This is a genomic window from Bradyrhizobium erythrophlei (assembly GCF_042430365.1).
Classification (GTDB): domain Bacteria; phylum Pseudomonadota; class Alphaproteobacteria; order Rhizobiales; family Xanthobacteraceae; genus Bradyrhizobium; species Bradyrhizobium erythrophlei.
On sequence record NZ_JBHMET010000187.1, the window covers coordinates 37693 to 60964 of the forward strand.

Below are 23272 nucleotides of genomic sequence, written 5' to 3' on the forward strand. Positions count from 1 at the left end.
GCATTGAGCACGAGGCTCGCGACGATGGCACGCCTGAATATCCGGACTCGGATCATTCTTCTGTCAGGCACGTTGCTCCTCGTCATCCTGGCAACGAATTTCTATCTCACGCGCAAGCTGGCGAACAATTCGGCTGCCGTCGCTGAGGTGGCCGATCTGATCGACACGATCGACTCGGCGAATGCCGCACGCGTCACCTTCGGAGAGCTTCGGTATTGGTTGACCGATCTCGCCGTCAGCATGCTGACGCTCTCGGAGCGGAACGCGACCGAAGCGCGGACCCGAATGGGGCATCTTCTCGACAAGCTTGAAGCGAGAAAACCCGACCGCATTGCCTCCGTTCGCGCCGAGCTCGCGCGGTTCGAGAAATTCGCAGCCGATGCGGTCGAGGAATACACGGCCGATCGCCGAGTGATGGGCAACTCCCTCCTGGCCCAGGCGCGACAACACAGTGCAGTTGTCGACGAGCATCTGAAATCGATCGTGACCGAATTGACCAGCGAGGCGGCAGCCGCCCGCGATCGTGCGGTTGCCGACGTCGCCACCGCGACCCGGATCACGCAAGGGAGCGTGGCGGCGATCGTCATTTTCGGAGCGCTTCTGACCTTCTTCCTGCTTCGCTCGATCACGCTTCCGCTCCGACGGCTTGTGGTGGCGATCGACGGCCTCAACGCCGGGGACGTGTCGGTGCCGATCCCCCGCGCGGGCCACGACGAGATCGGCGCCATGGCAAGGACGCTGGCCATCTTTCGCGACACTCTCACGGAGCGGGATCGGCTGACGGCCGAACGAGAGCACGAGCGCAAGACGCTTGCGGCTGCAATCGCGACCATCTCGGATGGCTTCGTCCTTTACGACGCCGACGACCGTATCGTGGCGTGCAACGAGCGCGTACGCGAGATTTATCCTCACCGGGCAGACCTCTTCAAGCCGGGCACGAGCTTCCGCGAAATCCTTGAGGCAGCAGTTACACGCTCCGTGGCCGATTTGAATGGCCGCACCCCCGAGGCGTGGATCGAGGAACGCCAGAGGCAGCATTGCGAGCCCTTTAGCGTCGCCGAGCATTCATACCGGAATGATCTCTGGGTGCGAGTGACCCAGCGCAGGACCCATGACGGCGGCACGGTCGTCGTTTACACCGACATCACAGAGTTGAAGCGTCGCCAGATCGAGCTAGAGCAGGCGCGCGAGGAGGCGGAAGCGGCCAACCGGACAAAGAGCCAGTTCCTGGCGAATATGAGCCACGAGCTTCGAACGCCGCTCAACGCCATCATCGGCATCGCCGAGATACTCCATGAGGAAGCGCAGGAAGAGCGCGACGAAGTTCTCTCGGAGCCCGTTGGGCGTATCGTGCGGGCGGGCAAGCACCTTCTCATGCTGATCAACGATATCCTCGACCTGTCCAAGATCGAGGCTGGCAAGCTCGATCTATACCCCGAGGAGATCGACGTCGCGACGCTCATTGGTGAACTGACCAAGACGACCCAGCCGATCGCGGACAAGAACAACAACAAGCTCATTGTCGACTGCCCTGCGGACGTCGGACTGATGCAAGCGGACTCGACCCGGGTACGTCAGGTACTCCTGAACTTGCTCAGCAATGCGTGCAAATTTACGGACAGCGGCGAGATTCGTTTTTCAGCCAGGCGCGAAGCTGACGGATCAGCCAGCTCGCTGGTCTTCACTGTGGCCGACAACGGCATCGGGATGACGGAAGAACAGCTGAGCCGCCTCTTCCAGGAGTTCTCCCAGGCCGACAGTTCGACGACGCGCAAGTACGGCGGGACCGGACTTGGTTTGGCGATCAGCCAGCATCTCTGTCGGGCGATGGGTGGAGAAATCACCGTCAAGAGCGCGCCCGGTCGCGGCGCCACCTTCACGGTCCGTCTACCCGCTCAAGCTGTTCAGGGAACGGCCCTGCGCGTCGAGATGCCGGCGGTTGCGCCAGGCGGCCCACCGCTCCGCGTCATGAACGGCGGTGCTCCACGCGTTCTCGTCATCGACGACGACCTCAATGTCCTCGACGTCATGCGTCGCTTTCTCAGCAAGGAGGGTTTTGACGTCCTGACTGCTCAAGGCGGGCGCGAAGGCCTCGCGCTCGCACGCAAGGTTCACCCGTCGCTGATCACGCTGGATGTGCTGATGCCCGAGTTCGACGGCTGGGGTGTGCTGCGGGAACTCAAATCGGATCCCGAGCTGGCGCCGATCCCGGTGATCATGCTGACCATCGTCGATGAGCGCAGCAAGGGTTATGCGCTCGGCGCCAGCGAATACATTACCAAGCCGATCGACTGGACACGGCTCCGAGCGATCCTGCATCACCTGAACGGAGGTCCATCGAGAAAGGATCTGCTCATCATCGAGGATGACGAGGAAACCCGCCGGCTGCTGGCGTCTACGCTTGCCGACGAGGGTTGGCACGTCATCGAAGCCGAGGACGGCCGAGAGGGCTTCAGGCGACTTCAGGAACGCAGACCAAATCTGATCCTGCTCGATCTCATGATGCCGGAGATGGACGGGTTTGAATTCCTCGAACGGCTCCGAGGTAACGGCACATTCAGCAATATTCCGGTCGTCGGAATGACGGCCACCGACCTGAGTGACGTGGAGCGCCGCCAGCTCAATAGCGGAATTGTCGACTTCGTGTCCAAGGCAGCCTGCGACCGCGACGAGTTGCTGGCAAGGGTCCGCGATTTCGTCATGCACAACGTTCCCATCGGGGCAATGCAGCAGCGAGCCGAACACGATGGCTGAGATTCTCTATATCGAGGACAATGAGGACAACATCTATATGATGTCGCGCCGGTTGCGGCGAAAAGGCTACGAGGTCCTCATCGCGCGCGACGGTGCGGAAGGCCTGACGCAAGCCAGGAACCGGGCCCCGGCCCTGATTCTGGTCGATCTCGGGCTACCTGTCATCGATGGCTGGGAAGTTACGCGGCAGTTGCGCGCGACACCGGAAACCGCGAGCCTCCCCATTATCGCGCTGTCTGCCCACGCCATGCCGGAGGATCGCGAGCGAGCGTTCGCGGCGGGGTGTGACGACTTCATTGCAAAGCCGGTCGATTTTCCGCGCCTGATTGATCGGATCGACGTTCTGCTGAGGAGAAAGTCCGAGAGATGGAAGCCCAAGTCATGAATGGGCCGCACCCCGTGATTCTCGTCGTGGATGATAACGAGGACAATCGTTATCTGCTCACGCGTCGATTGCGGCGCCTGGGCTACGAGGCCGTGCTGACCGCCGCCGACGGAGCCGCGGCGCTCGCAATAGTCGCCAAACAGCCCGTGGATCTCATCCTCCTCGATGTCCTCATGCCGGGGATGAATGGTCATCAGGTCCTGCAGCAGCTCAAGGTAAGTCCAGCATCGCGAGAGATCCGCGTTATCATGATTTCTGCAGTGGACGAGATTGAAAGCGTGGTACGCGGCATCGAGCTCGGCGCCGACGACTATCTTCTGAAACCCTTCAATCCCGTGGTTCTCGGCGCTCGCGTCGGTGCGTGTCTTGAGAAGAAACGCCTGCGTGACCGGGAGGCATACTACCTCGAAGAGATCGAGCGCGAGAGGCGGCGCGCCGACGAATTGCTGCAAGCAATACTGCCGCCGAGCGCAGTGGCCGAGCTGAAGGCAACCAACGAGGTCAAGCCTCGTCGCATGGACGACGTCACGGTGCTGTTCAGCGACATCGTCGGGTTCACGCGATACTGCGATTGTCATCCGGCGGAACAGGTCGTGTCCGAGCTTCGCGCGCTCGTCGATGCGTTCGAGGACATCGTCGAAGCGCATGCTATGGAGAAGATAAAGACCATCGGAGACGCGTTCCTTGCTACAGCGGGGCTTCTCCATCCCATGGAGAACGGCGTGCTGGCCGCGGTGCGGTGTGCAGGGGCGATGATCGAGACCTCGCGGAAGCTCAAGCCTGGCTGGGCGGTGCGCATCGGGATTCATAGCGGCCCCGTGGTTGCCGGGATCATGGGCCGGCGCCAATACGCGTTTGACTTGTGGGGAGACACCGTCAATACGGCCGCCCGCGTCACCTCTCACGCGGAAGGCGGATCAATCCTGATGAGCGCGACCGCATGGGCCCGGGTCCGGCACTGCTGCACAGGTCGAAGCCGCGGGCTAGTGGAGCTCAAGGGAAAGGGAGCGGTCGAACTGTTCGAGTGCCATGGTCTTCAGGACGCTGCGACTGTCAGACCGTAGCGACGTCGGTGAACGCAGTTGTGATGCCAAAACCACTTCACACAACCGCCGCGAACACGCCGCGAATCAGAAGCATCACTGCAATGGCAACGACCCCATGCGTTGCGCACAGGTACCTCGCTCCATTTCACACTCCCCAGCCCGTGGAATGGGGCGAGGCCTTGTTGGCCTCCAATAACCCGGGTGCAGCGCAGCAGACGCTGAGCCGATGCTTGCATCGCAACAACTTCGGCAGGCAGCCGCTAACCATGGCCAACAAAAGTAATTCTATCCGATAACAATGTTTGTCGTGACCTAATCGAAGGAGTAGGGTCGCGCTCCCTCCGTAAGAGTTCAGGGACCCCGCCCATGACCGCTTTCCACGCCAAGCTCGAGCGATTTGAGACACTTGCCGCCGAATGCGAGTTGATTGCCAATCGGGCGCCGGATGGGGGCAAACGCGAGCTGTACCTGCGGCTGGGAGCGCGCTATCGGGAGCTCGCCACCGACATGCGGACTGTGATCGCGACCGTCGACGCCGCCGCGTAAAATTTTACCGAAATCTTGCTGTCGCATCGGACGCCGAAATCGATCGGCCTTGGCCGAGGTGATTGCTCATGATCCAGGCAGCCGTGCAGGCTGAGCCTCGGTCTGTGTAGCGGCCGTACAACATCCGCGATGTTCCGTTGCCGGGAACAGAGGTTAGGACTCCAACCAGCCATCAAGTTCTGGGATCGTCAGGCCTACCGGGGCTGGAAGTATTGTCGTTGCCCTGACATTCAATTTTCCCGGACACGGGCCGCAGTGTGCAACGCCTGCGGCCTTTTTCATTGTCCGTCCCTCTGCCGCGTGTGCATCATGCGCCTGAACCCCTCACCCGGATCAGCTTGCGCATGCCGATTGGCGATCTTCGCCGTCGGAACGCGCAGCGTCATCTTGTCCTTCATGAAATTGATCACGAACAGCTCGAGCTTGGCGCCCGCGACCTCCTGCTCCTCAATGGCCAGGAAGCCGCGCGGCGGCCCGGCATGCACCACGCCCCAGCGAACGCATGGAGCCATAGCCACCGATGCAAATTGTTGGAGCGAGTTTGGGGCCACAACGCGCTCTAACAATGAGCTCCCGTCGCTATAACCCCCCGCCTGCCGGGAGGCCCGGCGGTAGAAGACCGATCCCATCCTCTACCGTCATTGCGAGGAACGAAAGCGGCGAAGCAATCCAAGCGTCGACATGGAGTGTTTGCTGAGCTCTTCACCGCTCCGGCAAGTCCATGTCGAGCAAGGCGGAGCTCAAGCCCTTGCCGTGCGCGTCGATGGCGAGGGAGCGTGTGACGCCGCCGCCGAGCGCGCCGGTAAGTACGAAGTTCAATGCCCCGATTGACGGCAATTCGTAACGGGTCACCTCGCCTGTCACGATCCCGGAGAAATGCTGCCTGACCCGTTCGGCGGTGACATGATCGCGGAGGAAATTGTAGTCGGTCTCGTCAAACGCGATGACAGAGATGTTGGATGTATCTCCCTTGTCTCCGGTACGGGAGTGAGCAATCGCACGCAATTTCATCAGATCACCCTGAAGCAGGTTGGCGTTTGATCTTCGACAGGTCGTGGCGGCCAGTGGTTCATACTTCAAACATTTGGACGGTTGCCTTGACGGCCGCTTCAGGAATCAATCCCGACGCAACCGCGATCACCTCGCGGGCCGACTTCCAGGCGCCGCCACCGCCGGCCGGCCCGTTGGTATAGAGCGTTTCGACCTCCTCGCCGACACGCGCTGCTTCGGCAAGAGAATCCGTCCGCCCTGCAACGCGAGCACGCACTTCGTAGGGCGCACTTCCTTGCGAGAATTTCTCGCCATGAAGCGCGTCGACGCCGATCAGGTCGAACCGAAGCTCATTGGTCCGCACACCGGTGAGCGCAAGCCGTTCCCGCACGATCTCAAGTGCGAGCCGCCCTCTCTCGACCGCCCCGGGACCAGCATAGGAGATTTGACCCTCGCCGATATAGCTGTCGACATAGCCGACGGAAACCTTGAGTTGCCCGGTCTTTGGCGAACCCGTGGCGCCGGAAACATGGACACGATCGGGTCCGATCACCCTGACCTTGACCGCGGAAAAATCGGCGATGACGTCGGGCTGGAAGTAGCGGGCTGGATCGTGGATTTCGTACAGGAGTTGCTCCTTGACCGTCGCAGCCGTAACCTGCCCGCCGGAACCTGGGACTTTGGTAATCACAAGATCTCCGTCTTCACGGACCTCGCCGATCGGAAAGCCAAGCCTGGCGAGGCCCGCGACGTCCTTGAAGCCGGGATCGGCAAAGTAGCCCCCCGTGATCTGGCCCGCGCATTCGAGAAGATGTCCCGCAAGGATACCCTTCCCGAGCAACGGCCAATCGTCCAGCGCCCAACCGAACTCGTAAATAAGTGGCCCGAGAAACAGCGAGGGATCGGCAGCGCGACCGGTAATCACGATATCGGCGCCGTCGGCGAGCGCCTGGGCAATCGCGCCCCCTCCGACATAGGCATTCGCCGAAACGACGCGATTGCCGAGATCGCGTACGGTTCCGCCAATATCGAGGGGCAGATCCACCTGCTTGGCATCGCCAAGGACGTCGTCGCCGGTAACGGCCGCAACCTTCAATCCGCGCAATCCCGATTGCTGCGCGAGTTGCGTCGTCGCCTGCGCCGCCGCGACGGGATTGGCCGCACCCATGTTGGTGATGATCCGTACGCCGTTAGAGCGACAGGCCGGAAGGACCGCCCGCATCCGCGCTGTCAGTAACGGATCATAACCGCTGTTCGGGTTTCTTATCCTAGCCTGCTGCGCAAGCGCGATGGTCCGCTCGGCGAGACACTCGAAAACGAGGTAGTCCAGCCTGCCATGTTCAGCGAGTTCAACCGCGGGCTCGATACGGTCACCCGAGTAGCCTGCCCCTGCGCCGATTCTGATCGTCCGCATCAAGCCCTCCCTCAGACGGCAAAGAGGCCGAATACCACGCATGCCAACGTCATGACCAATGATGCACCAAACAGGAACGGTATCGAAAACTTCTGGTGGTCGGCCAGATCGATGCCCGTCAGGCCAACGACCAGGAACGTTGCCGGCGTCAGCGGACTGACAGGAAATCCCGTCGTCATTTGCCCCAGGAGCGACGCCTGCGCCAGTTGCACTTTCGGCACACCGAGCTGCCCGCCGACTTCGGCGACGACGGGCAGGACGCCGAAGTAGAAGGAGTCCGGATCGAACAGGAGGCTGAGCGGCATCGACACGATACCGAGCGCAACCGGCATATACCTGGCCGCTCCGGCCGGCACGAAGCCGACCGCCGCCTCTGCCATCGCCTTCAGCATGCCCGAACCCTGCATAATGCCGGTGAACACGCCGGCGGCGAGCAGGATCGACGCCATCAACAACGCTGCCCTGGCGTGAGCATCGACGCGCTGACGCTGGACGTCGACGTTACGGTAGTTGATCAGCAACGCAAGACAGGTGCCGACCATGAAGACAATTGCAGGCGTGAGCTTGTCGCCGAGCGCCACCATGGTTCCGAGGACGACGATGGTCAGCGCGATGTTAATCCAGAAATTCTGCGGACGGCGCAGGTCACGTTCGGCGTCGGTCAGCGTCCGCCTCGCCGTTACATCGATCGACGCGCCTTTCTCGAGGCCGAGACGCTTCTCCTCGCGGCGGCCTAGCCAGTAGGCCACGGCAAAGATGAAGATGATCCCGACAAGCTGGACCGGCACCAGCGGATTGAAGATTTCCGGGATCGGCAGCTTCAGCGAAGCCGAAGCGCGGATCATTGGGCCGGTCCAGGGCAGGAAATTGACACCGGCCGCGAGCGAGGCCGCGCAGGCGAGGATACGCTTGTCGATGCCAAGCCGGTCATAGAGCGGCAGCATGGCGGGAATGGTGATAAGGAACGTCACCGCACCCGATCCGTCGAGATGGATCAGGAGCGCCAGAAGCGTCGTACCCATGACGATCCGGGTCGGACGCGTGCCCACCGTGCGCAGGATTCGATCGATGATCGGGTCAAGCATGCCGGCATCGGTCACCACCCCGAAGAACAGTATTGCGAACACGAACATGCCGACGACAGGCGCAAGGCTCTGCAGGCCGCTGACAACGAACTTGCTGGTATCCCATCCGAAACCACCGGTGAGGCATGCGATGAGGGGAATCAAGATCAGCGCGATGAGCGGAGACATCCGCTTCGTCATGATGACCAGGAGCAGAAGTCCAATAGTGATGACGCCCAGCAAAGCCAGATGGTTCATTTCCTCACCGTTTGATCGTTTTGGTCGGCCACGCGCATGGACGACCGCATTTCCCGCAGTCTGGGCACCGAGCAGCCAATTAATCAATTGAAATTATATGATCTCAGAAATAGTCTTTTTCTATGGATGTCTCCGTCAGGCAATTGCGGTCATTCGTTGCGGTGGCAAAGCTTCGCAGCTTCACGCGGGCCGCGGCGACGCTGCACGTGTCACAGCCGACATTGACGGTTCAGATCAAGCGCCTTGAGGAGACGCTCCGCCTGAGATTGTTCGACCGCAATCCGCGCTCTGTCGAGCTCACGCGCATGGGGCGCGAATTGCTGCCTTCGCTCGAGCGTATGCTGCGCGATCTCGACACGGTGCTGATGGACACGCGGGACGTCGCGGCCGAGCGGCGCGGCGTCGTGCGCATTGCCGCGCTTCCGTCCTTCGCGGCCGGCGTGCTGCCCGATGCGATCAAAGCGTTCCGCGAAGATCATCCGGGCGTGTCCTTCGTGTTGAAGGACATCATCGCCAGCCGCGTGCTGGCGGCGGTTCGTTCCGAGGACGTAGACCTCGGTTTTGTCGGCGGCGACGCGTCCTTCCCCGATATCGAAACCATCTTCGCGGCGCGAGACGATATGATGGTGGTTTATCCGCGTGGGCACCCGATCAGCAGCGCCGCCAAGGTCACGGCACAGGCGCTGGCGGGCTACCCGCTGGTCCTAATGGACCGGGAGACGAGCGTGCGCGCCGTGACTGATGCCGCCTTCAATAGGGCCGGCCTGATCGCCACTCCTGCGTCCGAGGCAACCTACATGATGACTGCGGTCGGCATGGTGAGAGCCGGAATTGGGATCGCGATTTTGCCGGCTTCCGCCCGCGAAGTCCGGGCCGAGCCAAGTCTGCGCAGCCGGAAGATCAACGATGCCAATTTTTCCAGGCCCGTCGCCCTGATCAAGCGCGTCGGTCGCACGCTTCCTCCGCTTAGTCATGCCTTTGCCGACTTTCTGCTGACGCGCCGCAAGACCATCCTCAGTCAGTCAGGTGCCCTTCCCGCGCGAATATGAGGCTCTGCTCGTCCAGGTACGTTCGCTTGCAACGACAGCGCGCGATGCAAAGGCGCACAACAGAAAAGCCCGGTCTTGCGACCGGGCTTTTCATTTGAATTCCAGAAAGCGTGCTTAAGCGGCTTCGTCGGCGACGCTGGCATCGTCGCTGTCGGAATCGAGATCCTCGCCGTCGGCATCGCCCTCGGCGTCGCCTTCCGCAGCTTCCGCCTTGGCGCCGCGGCGCGGGCTCTTGGCGAGCTGGCTCTCGATCTCCTTGACGGCTTCGGTCTCGGTCGAGTGCTGGACCACGGCGATTTCGCGCGACAGGCGGTCAAGCGCCGCTTCATACAGCTGGCGTTCCGAGTAGGACTGCTCGGGCTGCGATTCCGAACGGTAGAGGTCGCGGACGACTTCGGCGATCGCGACGATGTCGCCGGAATTGATCTTCGCTTCGTATTCCTGGGCGCGGCGCGACCACATGGTACGCTTGACGCGGGCGCGGCCCTTCAGCGTCTCCAGCGCCTTCTTGACCAGCGAAGGATCCGACAGTTTGCGCATGCCGACATTGGCGACCTTCGCCGTCGGAACGCGCAACGTCATCTTGTCCTTCATGAAATTGATCACGAACAGCTCAAGCTTGGCGCCCGCGATCTCCTGCTCCTCGATGGCCAGGATCTGGCCGACGCCGTGAGCCGGATAGACGACGAATTCGTTGGCCTTGAAGCCCTGGCGCTGGGTCACGACCTTCTTCTCTTCCACGCGCGGCGCAGGCGCCGGCTTCGCAGCAGCCTTGGGAGCGGCAGGGGCGGCAGTCTTCGGGGCAGCCGGCTTGGCAGCAGCGGTCTTCGGGGCGGTTTTAGCGGCAGAGGGCTTCGCAGCCGTCGCTTTCGCGGCAGTCTTGGCAGTCTTTTCTGGCATCACGCTTCTTTTCTTAGAGGACTTTGTCGCCGCCGCCTTCTTGGCTTCCTTCACAGACGCCTTGGCGCGGCCCTTGGTTGCGCTGCGAGCAACAACAGCGGCTTTCTTCGTCGACTTTGTACTCTTTTTACGCGTTTTCTGTGACACAGCCTGCGCGCGGAAACTGCCACGCCCCTGTTCGATGTTTGCGGGAACCTCGAAGCCACAAGGTACGCATGGCAGCGGGTTCTTGGCTTGTAATGTGCCTAATATAGCACATTTTCCGCAAAAATCAATGATTTACGCCCGATTCCGGACCTTTCGGGGGACCTTTCGGTCATATGTCCGTCATTAGGGTTAAATCTGCAGGCCTTTCAGGGGGTCGGGACGGTGCAAATCCGCCCCGGATGCGGCTTCCCGTGGGAAGCAGCGAATCAGTCGCCAGTCCCCGGATTCGGAGAAAAATATTTCTCAAACTTGCCTTCTTTGCCTTCCCACTCCTTGGCGTCTTCGGGCGAGTCCTTCTTCTGGGTGATATTCGGCCAGCTCTTGGCGTAGTCGCGGTTGACCTCGAGCCACTTTTCCAGGCCCGGCTCGGTGTCCGGCTTGATGGCGTCGGCCGGGCATTCCGGCTCGCACACGCCGCAATCGATGCATTCGTCGGGGTGGATGACCAGCATGTTTTCGCCCTCGTAGAAGCAGTCGACGGGGCAGACCTCTACGCAGTCGGTATATTTGCACTTGATGCAGGCTTCAGTGACGACGTAGGTCATCCAAAACTCCGAAAACGGTCAACTTTTTCTGGGGTTGCCTAGCGCAGGAATACCGCAGCCGCAAGGGAAGCTGGCCCCTAAAAAGCGCAGGCGTTCCGGCCCAAATTGGAATTGCAGCTACTAGATAGCTACTCCGGGCGGGCTTGCAAATCGTCATAGAGCACGCGCGCCGCGGCGGCGTCCCCTCGCCGCTCGGAAAAGCCCACCACTTTTAGCACGCGGACGCTGTTGTCGAGCGCGACGGTGACGACGTCGCCGAGCTTGACCGCGTGCCCCGGCGCCGTCTCGCGCACGCCGTTGATGCGCACATGCCCGGTTTCGACGAGCGCGGCCGCGCTGGTGCGGGCCTTCACCACCCGCGCGTGCCACAGCCATTTGTCGAGGCGCTGTCGGTCCAAGTGGATTCTTTTATCTGACGCGTTTTCTTCACGCGAACCGGGGTCCACTTCGCTTGAAAACGCTATTCCTTTCGACCCGCGAGCTGTTCCTTCAGCGCGGCGAGCTTGGCGAATGGCGAATTCGGATCGATCGGCCGGTCGCGTTCGCGCGGCGCGCTCGAGGCGTAGGGCCGATGCGACGGCCCGCCCTCGCGCTTGTCGCGCCCGCCCTTGTCGCGACCGAAATCGCGGCCGCCACGATCGCGCTCGCCGCGATCGCCCTTGCGGTCGCCGCCAAACTTGTCGCGGCGCCGTTCATTGTCGCGGTCGCGGCCCTTGCCCTCGAAGCGCTGGCCGCGGTCGTCCCGGCTGTCGCGGGCCTGCGCGCCGTCGGCGGGCGCTGTGGCCTCTGCGGGTGCGCCCTCGCGCGGTTTGCGGAAATCCTGGTGACGGCGCGGCCGGCGATGCTGCTCGCGCTTCTCGCCCTCGCCGCCTTCGGCTCCTTGCGCGCCCGCCTCGGCGGGCTTGCCATGATGACGGCCGCGATTGCGATCGTGATGGCGCGGACGGCGCTCGTCCGACCGGCCGCCGGGACGCCAGACTTCGACGAGCTGCGGCTCGGCCGGCATTTCTGGGGCCGTGGCAGGAGCGGCGTCGGCGGTGACAGCCTCGGCGCTTGCCGCCTCCGCGGGAGCTTCTGCGGCAGCCTCGGACGGGCTTTGGGCAGCAGCCTCGGTGGGAGCCTCGTTCGCGGGCGCTTCGTCCACAGCAGGCGCAGCGTCGGCAGCGGGCTCCGGCGCGGCGGCCGCCACAGGCTCCGCCTGCGCTTCGACGACGGCCGGCGGCTCTTCGGTCACGACAGGGGCGAAGCCGATATCGGGCAACAGCGCGGCCGACGGCGCCGGATCGCCGGAGACCACAAGCTCGGCGGCAACGTCCTCAACGGGCGCATCCGCGGCGGCCTCGGCGTTTGCCTCGACTGGCGGTGTCTCGGCGGCAACGGTCTCGGCGGCCTCAGCGGGCGCGGCCTCGGCCGGTGCGGCCTCGACGGGCTTCGGCGGCAACGGCGGGCGGCGGTCCATGCGGTAGCCGAGCGCGCGCAGGATCGAGGCGAAATCCTCGCCCGCGGATCCCGTCAGCGAGGTCATCGCCTGCGTCACGACGAAGCCGCGGCCGTCGAAGGCGCCGGCCGGCTTGTCGCCCGGCGACGTCTCGCGCCACGCCAGCGCAGGACGGATCAGATCGGCGAGCCGCTCCAGGATGTCGACGCGCACCGCGCGCTCGCCGCACTGGCGATAGCCGAGCACGCGATAGGCATCGCGGGCGAGTTGCTTGTCGACCGGGAACGAGGTGCGGCCGCTGGAGGCCAGATGCTGCACATTCGACAGCGCGGCCATGTCGACATTGTTCTGCTTCTCGGCCCACAGCAGCGAGGCCAACGCGCGCGCCGCGGGCTTCAGGAGCTGCGGGAAATAGATGTGATAGGCGCCGAAGCGCACGCCGTATTTGCGCAAGGTCGCGCGCGAGGGCTGGTCGAGATCCTTCATCTCGGCCGAGATCTTGGTGCGCTCGAGCACGCCGAGCGCTTCGACGAGCTGGAACGCGATGCCGCGCGCGATGCCCTGCAGGTCCTCGGCCTTGGAGAGCTCGAACAGCGGCCCGAGCAGCTTTTCGATATGCGTCTTGAGCCACAGGTCGAGGCGGGTCTGCACCGCCTCGCGTGGGGCGCCGGTCAGCCGCTCGTCGGAAATGATGCGCAGACGCGGATGCAGCGCATCCTCGGCGGCGACGAGCTTTGCGACCGCATCGCCGGTCCAGCGGATGGTGCCGTCGGAAGTCAGCACGAACTGGTCGTCGGGGGCTGCGCCCAGTTTTTCCGCACGCGCATCGATCTCGCGCGCCAAAACCTGCTGCGCTGCGGCCTGCAACGCCTTGGCGTCTGAGCCGGCCTCCGCCGCATCTGGTGCAAAGGTGAAACCATCGAGGCGACCGATCACATGGCCTTCCACGATCACTTCGCCGGTCTTGCCGATTTCCGTATTCAAAACTGAGTTCTCCCGCAGGCGGCGCATCAATACACTGGTCCGCCTGTCAACGAAACGCTCCGTGAGCCGTTCATGCAGCGCATCGGATAATTTATTTTCGAGTTCTCGCGTAATCCCCTGCCAATGCTCCGGATCGTACAGCCAGTCCGGGCGGTTGGCGACGAAGGTCCAGGTCCGGATTTGCGCGATCCGGCCCGACAACGTGTCGATATCGCCGTCGGTGCGGTCGGCCTGGTCGACCTGGGCGGCAAACCATGCGTCAGGTATGCGGCCCTTTTGCATCAGGAAGCCATATAGCGTGGTCACGAGTTCGGCATGGGCGGCCGGCGAGAGCTTTCGGTAGTCCGGGACCTGGCAGGCATCCCACAGCCGCTCCACGGCTTTCGCGCCATGCGCCATCTCGCGGACATCGGCGTCGCGCGCGACGTGGTCGAGCACGCGCAGATCCTCCGCGATCGGCGCCCGCGTCAGCGCCTCGTGCTTCGGCGCCAGCGCCAGCGACACCTGCAAGGCGCCGAGCGAGGAGAAATCCAGCTTCGCATTGCGCCATTGCAGCATCTTCACGCTATCGAACGTATGGTTCTGCAGCGCGTTCACCAGTTCCGGCTCGAACGGCGCGCAGCGCCCGGTGGTGCCGAAGGTGCCGTTGCGCGTCGCGCGCCCTGCTCTCCCCGCGATCTGCGCGAATTCGGCCGGCGTTAAGCGGCGGAACTGGTAGCCGTCATATTTGCGGTCGGAGGCAAACGCGACGTGATCGACGTCGAGATTGAGCCCCATGCCGACGGCATCGGTCGCGACGAGATAGTCGACGTCTCCGTTCTGGAACATCGCGACCTGCGCGTTCCGCGTGCGCGGTGACAGCGAGCCCAGCACCACCGCGGCGCCGCCGTGCTGGCGGCGGATCAATTCGGCGATGGCGTAGACCTCGTCCGCCGAGAACGCGACGATCGCGGTGCGCCGTGGCTGCCGCGTGATCTTGCGGTCGCCGGCGAATTCGAGCGTCGAGAGCCTGGGCCGCGTGATGATGGAAGCGCCCGGCAACAGCCGCTCGATCATCGGCCGCATCGTCGCGGCGCCAAGCAGCAGCGTCTCGTCGCGGCCCCTTCGATTGAGGATGCGGTCGGTGAAGACATGCCCGCGCTCGAGATCGGCGGCGATCTGCACCTCGTCGACCGCAAGGAACGAGACATCGAGATCGCGCGGCATCGCCTCGACCGTCGAGACCCAGTAGCGTGGCGATTTCGGCTTGATCTTCTCCTCGCCCGTGATCAGCGCGACGCTCTCGGGCCCCTTGCGATCGGCGATCTTGTTGTAGACCTCGCGCGCGAGCAGCCGCAGCGGCAGCCCGATCACACCCGACGAATGCGCCAGCATCCGCTCGATCGCCAGATGCGTCTTGCCGGTGTTGGTCGGCCCGAGAACGGCGGTGACGCCGGCGCCCGGTGCGCGTTCATGTCCGAACGAAGTTGAGAAAGCCATATTTTACAGGTGTTTTTCTTGATGCTTTGCCGCGCGCATGCGCGCCTAGAAAGTCACCTCGCCCCGCGCGCGGGGAGAGGTCGCCGCGACGCGGCGGGTGAGGGGGACTCTCCGCGAGTCCGACTCGCGGCGAGAGCCCCTCACCCCGACCCTCTCCCCGCAAGAGCGGGGCGAGGGAGAACACGCAGTGCGCTTTTTCAATCTCGTCACTCCAGCGCGATCCAACACCACACGTTTGGGATCACGCGCCATTTCTCAAATTCTGTCCCATTACGCGACGCTCTCGCCGCTGTTTTTAAGCTTCAGAACGAGTCTAGAACGAATCGCGGCCGAATCGCTGACTCCATTCCTGGCCTGCTTCGTTCACCGCAACATCTCGCGTCGGCCTAAATGCAGCGGCACTAGATCAAGTTTAAACGCGCTCCACAAGCGACGGTTTCGGGTGCGAATTCCCTTAATTTCCGTTGCGTCCGAGTCGAATCAGAACCGGGCAAGAGTCAACTGGATTCCTGTGGTGCCGCGCACTCAGTTCACCTCGCCCCGCGCGCGGGGAGAGGTCGGCGCGTAGCGCCGGGTGAGGGGGACTCTCCACGGGCTGCGCTCGTGGTGAGAGCCCCTCACCCCGCCCCTCTCCCCGCAAGAGCGGGGCGAGGGAGAAGTTCACTGCGTCTTCGCCACGCGCGGCGGGGCTGCTGTGGTGATGAACGAGGTCGCTTCCAGCATGGCCTGGCCAAACGGGGTCGGGATCGTCATGCGGAACGGCACCAGCACGCGCGTTCCAGCGATCGGCACGAAGGTGATCTCGATATTGCGCTGCGCGGCGAGGTATTTGATCACCGGGCGATCCGGGATGTAGCCCGCAACAGGCGTGAAATAGATCGCGCAGACCAGCGCCGGTCCGTGATAACCGCGCTCGGCCTTCACCGTCTCCAGCCGCTTGAAATCGAGCTTGAGGTCGTAGCGCATCCGCCCGTCGAACACGCCGGCGCCGGTGCGGCAGCTATCCGGGCTCATCAGGTCAGTGGTGCCGCCGACCTTGAGCATCGAGCCGGTCATGGGATCGAACACGCCCTTGCGGTGCGCGTCCGTGACCGGAATCCGGTCGGCATCGACCGGCGGCTCCGGATCGATCGAGAAATCCTTGATATTGCCGCCCGCGAGCACCATCCGGATGGTCTCGGACTTCTTCGAGGTGGTGGTGGTCGCGACATAGGAGGTCGCCGCCAGCGCGCCGTTGACGATCCGGCCCTGACTTGCGCCCGCGCCGGTGCCGCCGGAAAACGCCTTCAAAAGCCCTGCGGTGCCGCCCTGGGCCGAGGCCGAGAACGCATCATCGCCGATTTCGATGGTCCAGCTGCCCTTGCCGACCGGGATACCGGCGAGCGTGGCCTCATACTGCGCATCGAGCCGCCCCTGGGCGTTCGCCGCCGGCGCCCCAAAAGCGAGCGAGCCCAGCAGCAACAGCGCGCCGGCGACAAGGCCGGACAGCCGCCCCGACGGGGGCAAAAAGGCAATGGAGGTGGTCACTTAACTGACGGTCCTGCTATCGGCGCTGCGTCTGTTATCTAGGCAGCAAAATCGGCCAAACAACGCGCGCTTCTTGTATGGAACCAGGATGGCAGCCGAATACGCCCTTTATATGGTTGGGAACGCCTGCGTTAAGTGACTGGAACGGCTTATGAACCGGCATTTTCGCGCGTGGATTTCGATCTGCTAAAAGAGCGTTTCGATCTCTACGAAAACGCGTCGAAAAACAAAGGCATGGGAACCCGGCAGGCAGGCTATGAACCGGCTTAAAACCTTGACGCTTTCGCTTGCACCCCCTATACACCCGCGGTTCCTGGAAAATGGACGCGAATTCAAAACCCCCGCGCGGGCCGTGTGATTGCACGCCTGGAGAGGCGGGGATGGAAAAGGATTTTGTGACATGTCGCGGCGCTGCGAACTGACGGCCAAGGGCCCGCAAGTGGGCCACAAGGTGAGCCACTCGAACATCAAGACCAAGCGGCGCTTCCTGCCGAACCTGGCCAACGTCACCTTCATCTCGGAAGCGCTCGGCCGCAACGTGCGCCTGCGCGTCTCGACCAATGCGCTCAAGAGCGTCGACCACAATGGCGGCCTCGATGCCTACCTCTTGAAGGCAAAGGCCGACGTGCTCTCGCCCCGCGCCCTCGACCTGAAGCGCGCGATCGAGAAGAAGGTCGGCAAGCCCGCGCCGGTGAAGAAGGCGAGCTAAGGGCTGGCTGCGACAAACGTAGCGGAAGAGAGATTTGAAACGGCCGGGTCGAGAGACCCGGCCGTTTTTCTTTGGGCAATTGCGGCGGGACTCCACTCAAGGCGCCCGACAGCCTATGCTTTAGTGGGGCCGACTATCAACCGCGACGTGCAAGACAGCAACAAATTAGATCGCGGTCCCTCATAGTCTGCAAGCGGGGACGGGAATGAACGTTGCAGTAAAGGCAGCTAAGCATGCTGCGCCTGGTGCGTATTTGGGCTTTGCCCTTCAACCAGTACGACTTTGCTTTCACCTTCTGACTTGTCCCAAAGGCGCAAAGGTCTCGCTTGAGGTCCTTGATGATGTCGCCATTCACGATCCGGATGGGACTACTGTTCTTGAGCAGATCAAAAGCGCCCTCAAGCACAACGCGCTATCCGATTGGGCTCCAGACTTATGGAAGACGCTCGCCAATTGGCTCGACAGTGCTGAGAGTGGCTCGATCGTTCCGGAAAAGTCCGAGTTCCGAATTTATGTATCACCACTTTGGACGGGCTCATGGGCTGAAGCGCTGAGTGACAGCAAGTCTGATTCGGATGTGAAGAACTTTACTCAGACCATGGCCTCCCTCTTTAAGAAGAAAAGACCCACAGCTTGCACTCCATACGTACAACGTTTCTTAGCAGCCGCAGACGATGAGCGCGCGGCGATAGTGACTCGCCTGGAAATAGTAAGCGAGGAAGACCCCCTCGAAGGCCTTCGAAGCCTCATCAGGACAGCCGTTGGGGAGGATTTAGTTGACGTGCTCTGTAAAGCTGCGATCGGCATGGCGAAGGAGCAGGCCGACGGCCTAATACGCATCGGCAAACCAGCCATTATCGATGGCGACAGGTTCAAAGCGAACTTCGTAGCTTTCGTACAACGCAACAATATTCCGGGCTTACTCAGTTCACTTACTTCGAAACCCGAAGAGGAAGCAGTTGCCGCAGTCCTTGGAAGCCGCCCCACCTTCATTCGTCAACTCGAGATCATTGATGCTACGGAAGATGACCGTGTAAGAGCTGTTAGCGATTTCCTCCGTGCATCTTCTGACAAATCTCGCTGGGCAGAAGCCGGACTTATCTTTGACAGGAGCCTGGACGACCTAGACGACAGTCTCATTCGTCGCCATGGGTTGATATCTGCTGAGGTAGCCGACCTCTTCGCTAAAGACGATGCGCCGTTCAGAGGACGCCAGACGTACCGTCGATGCGCGCAGCTACAGCTGCCCATTGATGGGCGATCCGTTCCTGACCACTTCGTTCACGGGTGCTTCAATGCTCTCGCCGACCTCATGCAGTTGGGTTGGCACCCCGACTATGAAACGCTGCTAGCATCAGACGAGGAATAGCTTCCAGTGTCATCGAAATCATCGCCGCTAACGGAAGTTGAGATTGTTCAGAACCCAGCCCTTGGCTCTTACGCGCTCTGGCGCTTTGGACTTGGACATCAATCTGACGACGATCGCGCAGCGCTGTTTCCACTGTCATTCCTTGTACTGCCTCTTGTGCTTCATCGACCAACTTTGGACTTAATCAACTCAACACAGAAGGCGTCAGGCCTAGCACTGTTTGCTGCGAAGTTGGGGAAGGAGCGAGAGAATTTGCTGGCAGTTCACGAGCGGGCACTCTCGCTTCGTCAACTTACCTTAGATTCTATTGGAATGGGTGTAGGCCAGCGCCTGCTCACATTGAACTATGACGCCGCGACCCTGCGCGCTAACGCGCTCGACCCGCGTACGCGAAAGCCAACAATTCCGGAACGTATCAAGGGATTGTCGGGGGCTGCAGACAAGATTGGCTTCTGGTTCTCGCAGCTAGGTTTTCAGCAGATCAGTTCGATTTTGATTGTGGAGTTCTGATGTATTTCCAACTTCGGAAGCCGATTCTCTGGCCTCGCACAAACAAGCCACCGAGAATATTGGAATTCAAGCCCGGCATTGTGAACGTTATTAGCGGCGCATCTAAGACCGGGAAGTCAGCTGTCATTCCAATCATCGACTACTGTCTGGGAGCTGAAAAATGCGCAATCCCAGTCGGCGTTATTCGTGAGAAGTGCTCTTGGTTTGGAATCGTTATTGAAACCGACGAAGGGCTGAAGTTGCTGGCAAGGCGTGAGCCAGGCGATCAACAAAGCACGGGAGACATGGTTCTCGTCGAAGGTTTCGAAATAGATATTCCAGAGCGCATTGTCCAAAAGAACTCAAACCTAGATACTGTAAAGGAAACTCTCAACCGTTTAGCTGGACTAACAAACCTCGAGTTCGAGCCCAATCCAGAGAGTGGATACAAGTCTCGTCCAGGCTTTCGCGATCTAATGGCGTTCACCTTCCAACCGCAAAACATCGTCGCGAATCCGGACGTGATGTTTTTCAAGGCAGACACAACGGAGCACCGTGAAAAATTAAAGACAATCTTCCCATACGTCCTTGGCGCGGTGACCGCGGCTGTCTTGCAAGCTAGGTTCGAGCTAGATCGGCTAAATCGGATTCTGCGGCGCAAGGAGGCTGAACTTAGAGCTATAACTTCGGCTAATTCAGCGTGGCAGTTGGAAGCCCAAGGCTGGTTACGGCAAGCCATTGAACTAGGATTGCTCCGCGCCGATCGCACCATTCCGTCCGATTGGGCGGACATCGTTGATGTGCTTCGAGAGGTCGTTTCGAGCAACGCGCGGAGCGCCAGGCCTTCCCTCGCGGGAATAGATGTTACTTTGACTAGGCTGGAAACGCTGAGGGCTGACGAAAGTAACGTCGCAGAACAACTGAATGAACACCGACAGCGACTCAATGAACTTCGGCGGCTGTTGGAGAGCAGCGAAGCTTATGGTGGTTCAGTGCGTATTCAGCGCGACCGCCTCGCCCTTGCGCATTGGCTTCGCGGCCTAGTGCAAAGCGCCTCCAGCGATCCTGTTACCGTCCTCAGCGATGGTGGAAGGGATCAGTTGTTGAAGCTGTGTGAAAGCCTCGATGCTTTAGAGGTAAGAATCAAATCTCTTCCGAGTGTTTCGAACACACTTGACAAAGAAGTGCTGCGACAGCGCGCAGCGACAGAAGAGGTACTGGGTCGCCTTAACAAAGTTCGGAATGAAATTTCCGAGCTTGAGCGGGATTCCGAAGCGGCCCAAAAGGCGACCGATCATTTTGACCGAATCGAACGATTTCTTGGACGCCTCGAGCAAGCACTTCAGCTATATGATCGTGCGGATCAGTCTTCAGACTTACGCGACGAGATCCGTTCACTGCAAACACAAATTGGCGGCTTACAGAGAGTGATCTCGGAGGCAGAAATTCGGCGCAAGCTGAGCAACGCTCTTGCCCGAATTGAAGCTTTGACAAGCCAGCTAGTACCACAACTTGACGCCGAATGGCCGGATGCTCCCGTTAGACTCATAATCGACGATCTTACTGTCAAAGTAATTCGTGGCAGTCGCGATGATTACCTTTGGGAGATCGGAAGCGGAGCAAACTGGCTTGCGTATCACGTTGCTTTAACACTTGCTCTACAGAAGTTCTTCCTGGCCGAACCTCGCCATTTTGTTCCGGGATTGCTCGTGTACGATCAACCTAGTCAAGTCTACTTTCCCAAGCGGACGGCGAGCGACGAAGCATCCGACGGCGTCATCCTGCGAGATCAGGATATCTTAGCAGTTCGCAAGGTATTTGCTCTCTTAGGATCGGAAGTTGTCGCTGCTGCAGGACGCCTTCAAATCATAGTATTGGACCATGCAGACGAAGGTGTCTGGGGCGGGATTCCGGGAGTTTCACTAACCGAAGAATGGCGGGGACGAGCGCTTGTGCCGTTAGAGTGGTAAATCCTCAATCCATCAGCACGCACCCCTTCTCCGACGGCGATCCCATGAATCGTCCCATGGCCTCGCAGCGGAATCGCGCGACCTGGCCCTTGTGCAGGCGCGCCATCATATCGGTCTCGGAGCTGATCGGCCGCACGGTCGCGGACATGAACTGTTTGCGCCCATACTGCGCCCGCCGCAGATGACCTCGCGCGATCTCGTGCTCATGGCCGCGGATTACAGCCGCCCTTGCAGACGCGCGCAACGCCACTAGAGTTAGGGTAACGGCGGCACACGGCACAACACGGGTTGGTCAATGTGCAATCTGTATTCGATCACGACGAATCAGGAGGCGATCCTGCGCCTGTTCCGCGTGGTCAATCGCTATGTCGGCAACCTTCAGCCGATGCCCGGCGTGTTTCCGGATTACCCGGCGCCGGTGGTGCGCAACGCGGGCGACGAGCGCGAGATGGTGCTGATGCGCTGGGGCATGCCGCCTCCGCCGAAGACCGGCGGGCCGCCGGTCACCAACATTCGCAACACTTCCTCACCGCACTGGCGCGGCTGGCTCAAGGCAGAGCACCGCTGCCTCGTGCCGCTCAACAGCTTTGCCGAGTATGCGCCCGAGGTGAACCCGGCGACGAAGAAGAAGGACGTCGTGTGGTTCGCGCTCTCCGACGACCGCCCGCTCTGCGCGTTCGCCGGCATCTGGACCGAGTTCAGGGGCCATCGCGGCACCAAGTCGAAGCCGATCCCCGGGCCGCATCTGGTCTACGGCTTCCTCACGACCGTGCCGAACGCAATGGTGGCGCCGATCCACGACAAAGCGATGCCGGTGATCCTGACGACGGACGAGGAGCGCGACGTCTGGCTGCGCGCGCCGTGGGACGAGGCGAAGGCGCTGCAACGGCCAGTGCCGGACGACGCCTTGAAGATCGTGCTGCGCGGCGAGGACAAGGAAGACAGGATGGCGGCCTAGCGCCATCGCGCCGTGCGCCCCCTGAGGGGTCATTGCCGGCCGGTTCCGCGCTGCCTATGATCACCAAAACCCCGTGGCAACTGGGGTATGGCCAATGAAGGACATGCAAACGCAGCTTGAGAAGCTCCGCGTGGACGCTGCCGAGTGCGCGTTGATCCGGGACCTGGCGACCGATCCCAGAAAGCGGAAGCTGTTCACCATCCTCGCCGAGCAGCATGCAAGGCTGGCGAGCGAGGTGGAGCGCGCGCTTGCCGAGGTGAAGAGCGATGACGAGGCCCGGTGAGCGCGCAGCACTGCGCGCGTGCCCATAAGCATGCCTGTGCCGGGCGACGGTGATCCGCCACGCACGGACATCCGCAACGCCACTGCCCGCGAAATGCACGGCCCTGGCCTCTGGGGGATGGGGGCATTTGAAGGCAAGGCCGTGCAGGCCGGCAGGCCCGGCCCGATGAATCAAATCAGAGCCGGCGCGTTCGTTCCTAAGCGTTAAGGGCCGCACGATCGCGCTGCTTGCTTGAGCATGGTCTCTGCGCAAACGCTTCGCGTTTGGAGAGGGAGTGAGCTGCCGACGCGGCGACAATGTCGCCCCATCCTGCCCAAAACCCCGTGCGCCAAAAATCTAATTTCATGAGCATTTTCAACGCGACACACCCTGTCCAGTCCCCTCGAAGAAAATATTCCGCTTCGCGGCGACCCCAACTCACGCCTACAAACCCCGCGTCCCGCCTCCTCTGGGAGGGGCGTATCGCGATCGTCACGGACGTTGGGTGCGGGATGCGGTGGACGCTGTGAGCGCGCGTGACGAACGACGCTCATCGCGGACGGTGAAATCGTGTGGTCCCGACGCCCCAGTGGCAGGTGTCGACTCCCGGGACGCGAAAGCGTCTCGCGGACGACGGCGGCAAACAAGCCAGGTCTCGCCGGGGAGAGCACGTATAAGCCGCACAACCATCCGCGCGGGGAACGCCGGACTGCCCGGCCGTACCTGTGGTTTCCTAACTCCCGTGCTTCCTTTCGCACGGGAGGCCATGGGTGCGATCGGCACCCGGCGTTCCCTGCGCCCTCTGATCTCGGGAGGGCTAACGATCACGCAAAGCTCGGGCGATTCCTGCCGCGAGAACGCGAAGTCGTATCCCGTGACTGTCATCGCCCGAAGGCGGGCGCCGCTGTTTGACATGTGAACCGATCACT

At 61.6% G+C, this 23272-nt stretch carries 20 protein-coding genes and 1 pseudogene; 11 read left to right on the plus strand and 10 right to left on the minus strand.

Going from position 1 to position 23272, the window contains the following annotated elements:
* The first annotated feature begins 24 nt into the window (after positions 1-24).
* The 4 genes from ACFFWD_RS26570 (at position 25) to ACFFWD_RS26585 (ending at position 4731) form a co-directional block, all read left to right on the plus strand.
* Positions 25-2754: a response regulator gene (locus ACFFWD_RS26570; RefSeq protein WP_376970175.1), complete on the plus strand. Its 2730-nt coding sequence runs from the start codon at positions 25-27 to the stop codon at positions 2752-2754.
* Positions 2747-3139, plus strand: a complete 393-nt coding sequence (locus ACFFWD_RS26575; RefSeq protein ID WP_376970177.1) for a response regulator — start codon at positions 2747-2749, stop codon at positions 3137-3139. The genes ACFFWD_RS26570 and ACFFWD_RS26575 overlap by 8 nt, the downstream gene beginning before the upstream one ends.
* Positions 3121-4203 (plus strand): adenylate/guanylate cyclase domain-containing protein, encoded by a 1083-nt coding sequence (locus tag ACFFWD_RS26580; protein ID WP_376970179.1) that lies wholly within the window; start codon positions 3121-3123, stop codon positions 4201-4203. Before ACFFWD_RS26575 ends, ACFFWD_RS26580 begins: the two co-directional genes overlap by 19 nt.
* A 348-nt stretch (positions 4204-4551) precedes the next feature.
* Positions 4552-4731: a hypothetical protein gene (locus ACFFWD_RS26585; protein ID WP_376970181.1), complete on the plus strand. Its 180-nt coding sequence runs from the start codon at positions 4552-4554 to the stop codon at positions 4729-4731.
* A gap of 334 nt (positions 4732-5065) precedes the next feature.
* On the opposite strand, the pseudogene ACFFWD_RS26590 reads toward ACFFWD_RS26585, so the two are convergent.
* The 4 genes and pseudogenes from ACFFWD_RS26590 to ACFFWD_RS26605 all read right to left on the minus strand — a co-directional run.
* Positions 5066-5189 (minus strand): annotated as a pseudogene (locus tag ACFFWD_RS26590) (CarD family transcriptional regulator); the annotation flags it as partial.
* A gap of 244 nt (positions 5190-5433) precedes the next feature.
* Positions 5434-5742 carry an AtuA-related protein gene (locus ACFFWD_RS26595; RefSeq protein ID WP_376970183.1) on the minus strand — a complete coding sequence of 103 codons (309 nt, stop codon included), beginning with the start codon at positions 5740-5742 and terminating at the stop codon, positions 5434-5436.
* Between the two features lie 58 nt (positions 5743-5800).
* Positions 5801-7135: an acyclic terpene utilization AtuA family protein gene (locus ACFFWD_RS26600; RefSeq protein WP_376970185.1), complete on the minus strand. Its 1335-nt coding sequence runs from the start codon at positions 7133-7135 to the stop codon at positions 5801-5803.
* Positions 7136-7146: 11 nt separating this feature from the next.
* The gene (locus ACFFWD_RS26605; RefSeq protein WP_376970187.1) at positions 7147-8457 is read right to left on the minus strand and encodes a CitMHS family transporter; all 1311 of its coding nucleotides are present in this window, start codon (positions 8455-8457) and stop codon (positions 7147-7149) included.
* A 122-nt stretch (positions 8458-8579) separates the two neighbouring features.
* Between ACFFWD_RS26605 and ACFFWD_RS26610 the strand changes: the two genes are divergently transcribed.
* Positions 8580-9506, plus strand: a complete 927-nt coding sequence (locus ACFFWD_RS26610) for a LysR family transcriptional regulator (RefSeq protein ID WP_376970189.1) — start codon at positions 8580-8582, stop codon at positions 9504-9506.
* Positions 9507-9620: 114 nt separating this feature from the next.
* On the opposite strand, the gene ACFFWD_RS26615 is transcribed toward ACFFWD_RS26610, so the two are convergent.
* The 5 genes from ACFFWD_RS26615 to ACFFWD_RS26635 all read right to left on the minus strand — a co-directional run bounded on the left by ACFFWD_RS26615 (position 9621) and on the right by ACFFWD_RS26635 (position 16523).
* Positions 9621-10406, minus strand: a complete 786-nt coding sequence (locus ACFFWD_RS26615; RefSeq protein ID WP_376970191.1) for a CarD family transcriptional regulator — start codon at positions 10404-10406, stop codon at positions 9621-9623.
* Positions 10407-10819: 413 nt separating this feature from the next.
* The gene (gene fdxA / locus ACFFWD_RS26620) at positions 10820-11158 is read right to left on the minus strand and encodes a ferredoxin FdxA (protein ID WP_066499798.1); all 339 of its coding nucleotides are present in this window, start codon (positions 11156-11158) and stop codon (positions 10820-10822) included.
* Positions 11159-11286: 128 nt separating this feature from the next.
* Positions 11287-11556 carry an RNA-binding S4 domain-containing protein gene (locus tag ACFFWD_RS26625; RefSeq protein WP_376970194.1) on the minus strand — a complete coding sequence of 90 codons (270 nt, stop codon included), beginning with the start codon at positions 11554-11556 and terminating at the stop codon, positions 11287-11289.
* A 62-nt stretch (positions 11557-11618) separates the two neighbouring features.
* Positions 11619-15059 carry a helicase-related protein gene (locus tag ACFFWD_RS26630; protein WP_376970196.1) on the minus strand — a complete coding sequence of 1147 codons (3441 nt, stop codon included), beginning with the start codon at positions 15057-15059 and terminating at the stop codon, positions 11619-11621.
* Positions 15060-15719: 660 nt separating this feature from the next.
* Complete coding sequence (locus ACFFWD_RS26635) at positions 15720-16523, minus strand: DUF3108 domain-containing protein (RefSeq protein WP_376970430.1); 804 nt, start codon at positions 16521-16523, stop codon at positions 15720-15722.
* A 463-nt stretch (positions 16524-16986) separates the two neighbouring features.
* Between ACFFWD_RS26635 and rpmB the strand changes: the two genes are divergently transcribed.
* From rpmB to ACFFWD_RS26655, 4 genes are all read left to right on the plus strand, one after another.
* Positions 16987-17295, plus strand: coding sequence for a 50S ribosomal protein L28 (rpmB, locus tag ACFFWD_RS26640; protein WP_376970198.1), 309 nt, complete (start codon positions 16987-16989; stop codon positions 17293-17295).
* Between the two features lie 205 nt (positions 17296-17500).
* Complete coding sequence (locus tag ACFFWD_RS26645; RefSeq protein ID WP_376970200.1) at positions 17501-18664, plus strand: ABC-three component system protein; 1164 nt, start codon at positions 17501-17503, stop codon at positions 18662-18664.
* Between the two features lie 6 nt (positions 18665-18670).
* On the plus strand, positions 18671-19174 hold the full coding sequence (locus ACFFWD_RS26650) for a three component ABC system middle component (protein ID WP_376970202.1): 504 nt from the start codon (positions 18671-18673) through the stop codon (positions 19172-19174).
* Positions 19174-21123: a DUF3732 domain-containing protein gene (locus ACFFWD_RS26655; protein WP_376970204.1), complete on the plus strand. Its 1950-nt coding sequence runs from the start codon at positions 19174-19176 to the stop codon at positions 21121-21123. The genes ACFFWD_RS26650 and ACFFWD_RS26655 overlap by 1 nt, the downstream gene beginning before the upstream one ends.
* A gap of 4 nt (positions 21124-21127) precedes the next feature.
* Here the strand turns inward: ACFFWD_RS26655 and ACFFWD_RS26660 are convergent, their stop codons facing one another.
* Positions 21128-21271 carry a hypothetical protein gene (locus ACFFWD_RS26660; RefSeq protein WP_376970206.1) on the minus strand — a complete coding sequence of 48 codons (144 nt, stop codon included), beginning with the start codon at positions 21269-21271 and terminating at the stop codon, positions 21128-21130.
* Positions 21272-21418: 147 nt separating this feature from the next.
* Here ACFFWD_RS26660 and ACFFWD_RS26665 point away from each other — a divergent pair, with 147 nt between their 5' ends.
* Together ACFFWD_RS26665 and ACFFWD_RS26670 are read left to right on the plus strand one after the other, a co-directional pair.
* Positions 21419-22081 carry an SOS response-associated peptidase gene (locus tag ACFFWD_RS26665; protein WP_376970208.1) on the plus strand — a complete coding sequence of 221 codons (663 nt, stop codon included), beginning with the start codon at positions 21419-21421 and terminating at the stop codon, positions 22079-22081.
* Between the two features lie 94 nt (positions 22082-22175).
* Complete coding sequence (locus ACFFWD_RS26670; protein WP_376970210.1) at positions 22176-22364, plus strand: hypothetical protein; 189 nt, start codon at positions 22176-22178, stop codon at positions 22362-22364.
* The last annotated feature ends 908 nt before the right edge of the window (positions 22365-23272 follow it).

What these genes read in the sequence shown, in the direction of transcription:
- ACFFWD_RS26665 (WP_376970208.1), top strand. Translation starts at nt 21,419, where the DNA reads ATGTGCAATCTGTATTCGATCACGACGAATCAGGAGGCGATCCTGCGC.
- rpmB (WP_376970198.1), top strand. Translation starts at nt 16,987, where the DNA reads ATGTCGCGGCGCTGCGAACTGACGGCCAAGGGCCCGCAAGTGGGCCAC.
- ACFFWD_RS26580 (WP_376970179.1), top strand. Translation starts at nt 3,121, where the DNA reads ATGGAAGCCCAAGTCATGAATGGGCCGCACCCCGTGATTCTCGTCGTG.
- ACFFWD_RS26575 (WP_376970177.1), top strand. Translation starts at nt 2,747, where the DNA reads ATGGCTGAGATTCTCTATATCGAGGACAATGAGGACAACATCTATATG.
- ACFFWD_RS26660 (WP_376970206.1), bottom strand. Translation starts at nt 21,271, where the DNA reads ATGTCCGCGACCGTGCGGCCGATCAGCTCCGAGACCGATATGATGGCG.
- fdxA (WP_066499798.1), bottom strand. Translation starts at nt 11,158, where the DNA reads ATGACCTACGTCGTCACTGAAGCCTGCATCAAGTGCAAATATACCGAC.
- ACFFWD_RS26595 (WP_376970183.1), bottom strand. Translation starts at nt 5,742, where the DNA reads ATGAAATTGCGTGCGATTGCTCACTCCCGTACCGGAGACAAGGGAGAT.
- ACFFWD_RS26630 (WP_376970196.1), bottom strand. Translation starts at nt 15,059, where the DNA reads ATGGCTTTCTCAACTTCGTTCGGACATGAACGCGCACCGGGCGCCGGC.
- ACFFWD_RS26645 (WP_376970200.1), top strand. Translation starts at nt 17,501, where the DNA reads ATGAACGTTGCAGTAAAGGCAGCTAAGCATGCTGCGCCTGGTGCGTAT.
- ACFFWD_RS26655 (WP_376970204.1), top strand. Translation starts at nt 19,174, where the DNA reads ATGTATTTCCAACTTCGGAAGCCGATTCTCTGGCCTCGCACAAACAAG.
- ACFFWD_RS26570 (WP_376970175.1), top strand. Translation starts at nt 25, where the DNA reads ATGGCACGCCTGAATATCCGGACTCGGATCATTCTTCTGTCAGGCACG.
- ACFFWD_RS26600 (WP_376970185.1), bottom strand. Translation starts at nt 7,135, where the DNA reads ATGCGGACGATCAGAATCGGCGCAGGGGCAGGCTACTCGGGTGACCGT.
- ACFFWD_RS26615 (WP_376970191.1), bottom strand. Translation starts at nt 10,406, where the DNA reads ATGCCAGAAAAGACTGCCAAGACTGCCGCGAAAGCGACGGCTGCGAAG.
- ACFFWD_RS26585 (WP_376970181.1), top strand. Translation starts at nt 4,552, where the DNA reads ATGACCGCTTTCCACGCCAAGCTCGAGCGATTTGAGACACTTGCCGCC.
- ACFFWD_RS26670 (WP_376970210.1), top strand. Translation starts at nt 22,176, where the DNA reads ATGAAGGACATGCAAACGCAGCTTGAGAAGCTCCGCGTGGACGCTGCC.
- ACFFWD_RS26610 (WP_376970189.1), top strand. Translation starts at nt 8,580, where the DNA reads ATGGATGTCTCCGTCAGGCAATTGCGGTCATTCGTTGCGGTGGCAAAG.
- ACFFWD_RS26605 (WP_376970187.1), bottom strand. Translation starts at nt 8,457, where the DNA reads ATGAACCATCTGGCTTTGCTGGGCGTCATCACTATTGGACTTCTGCTC.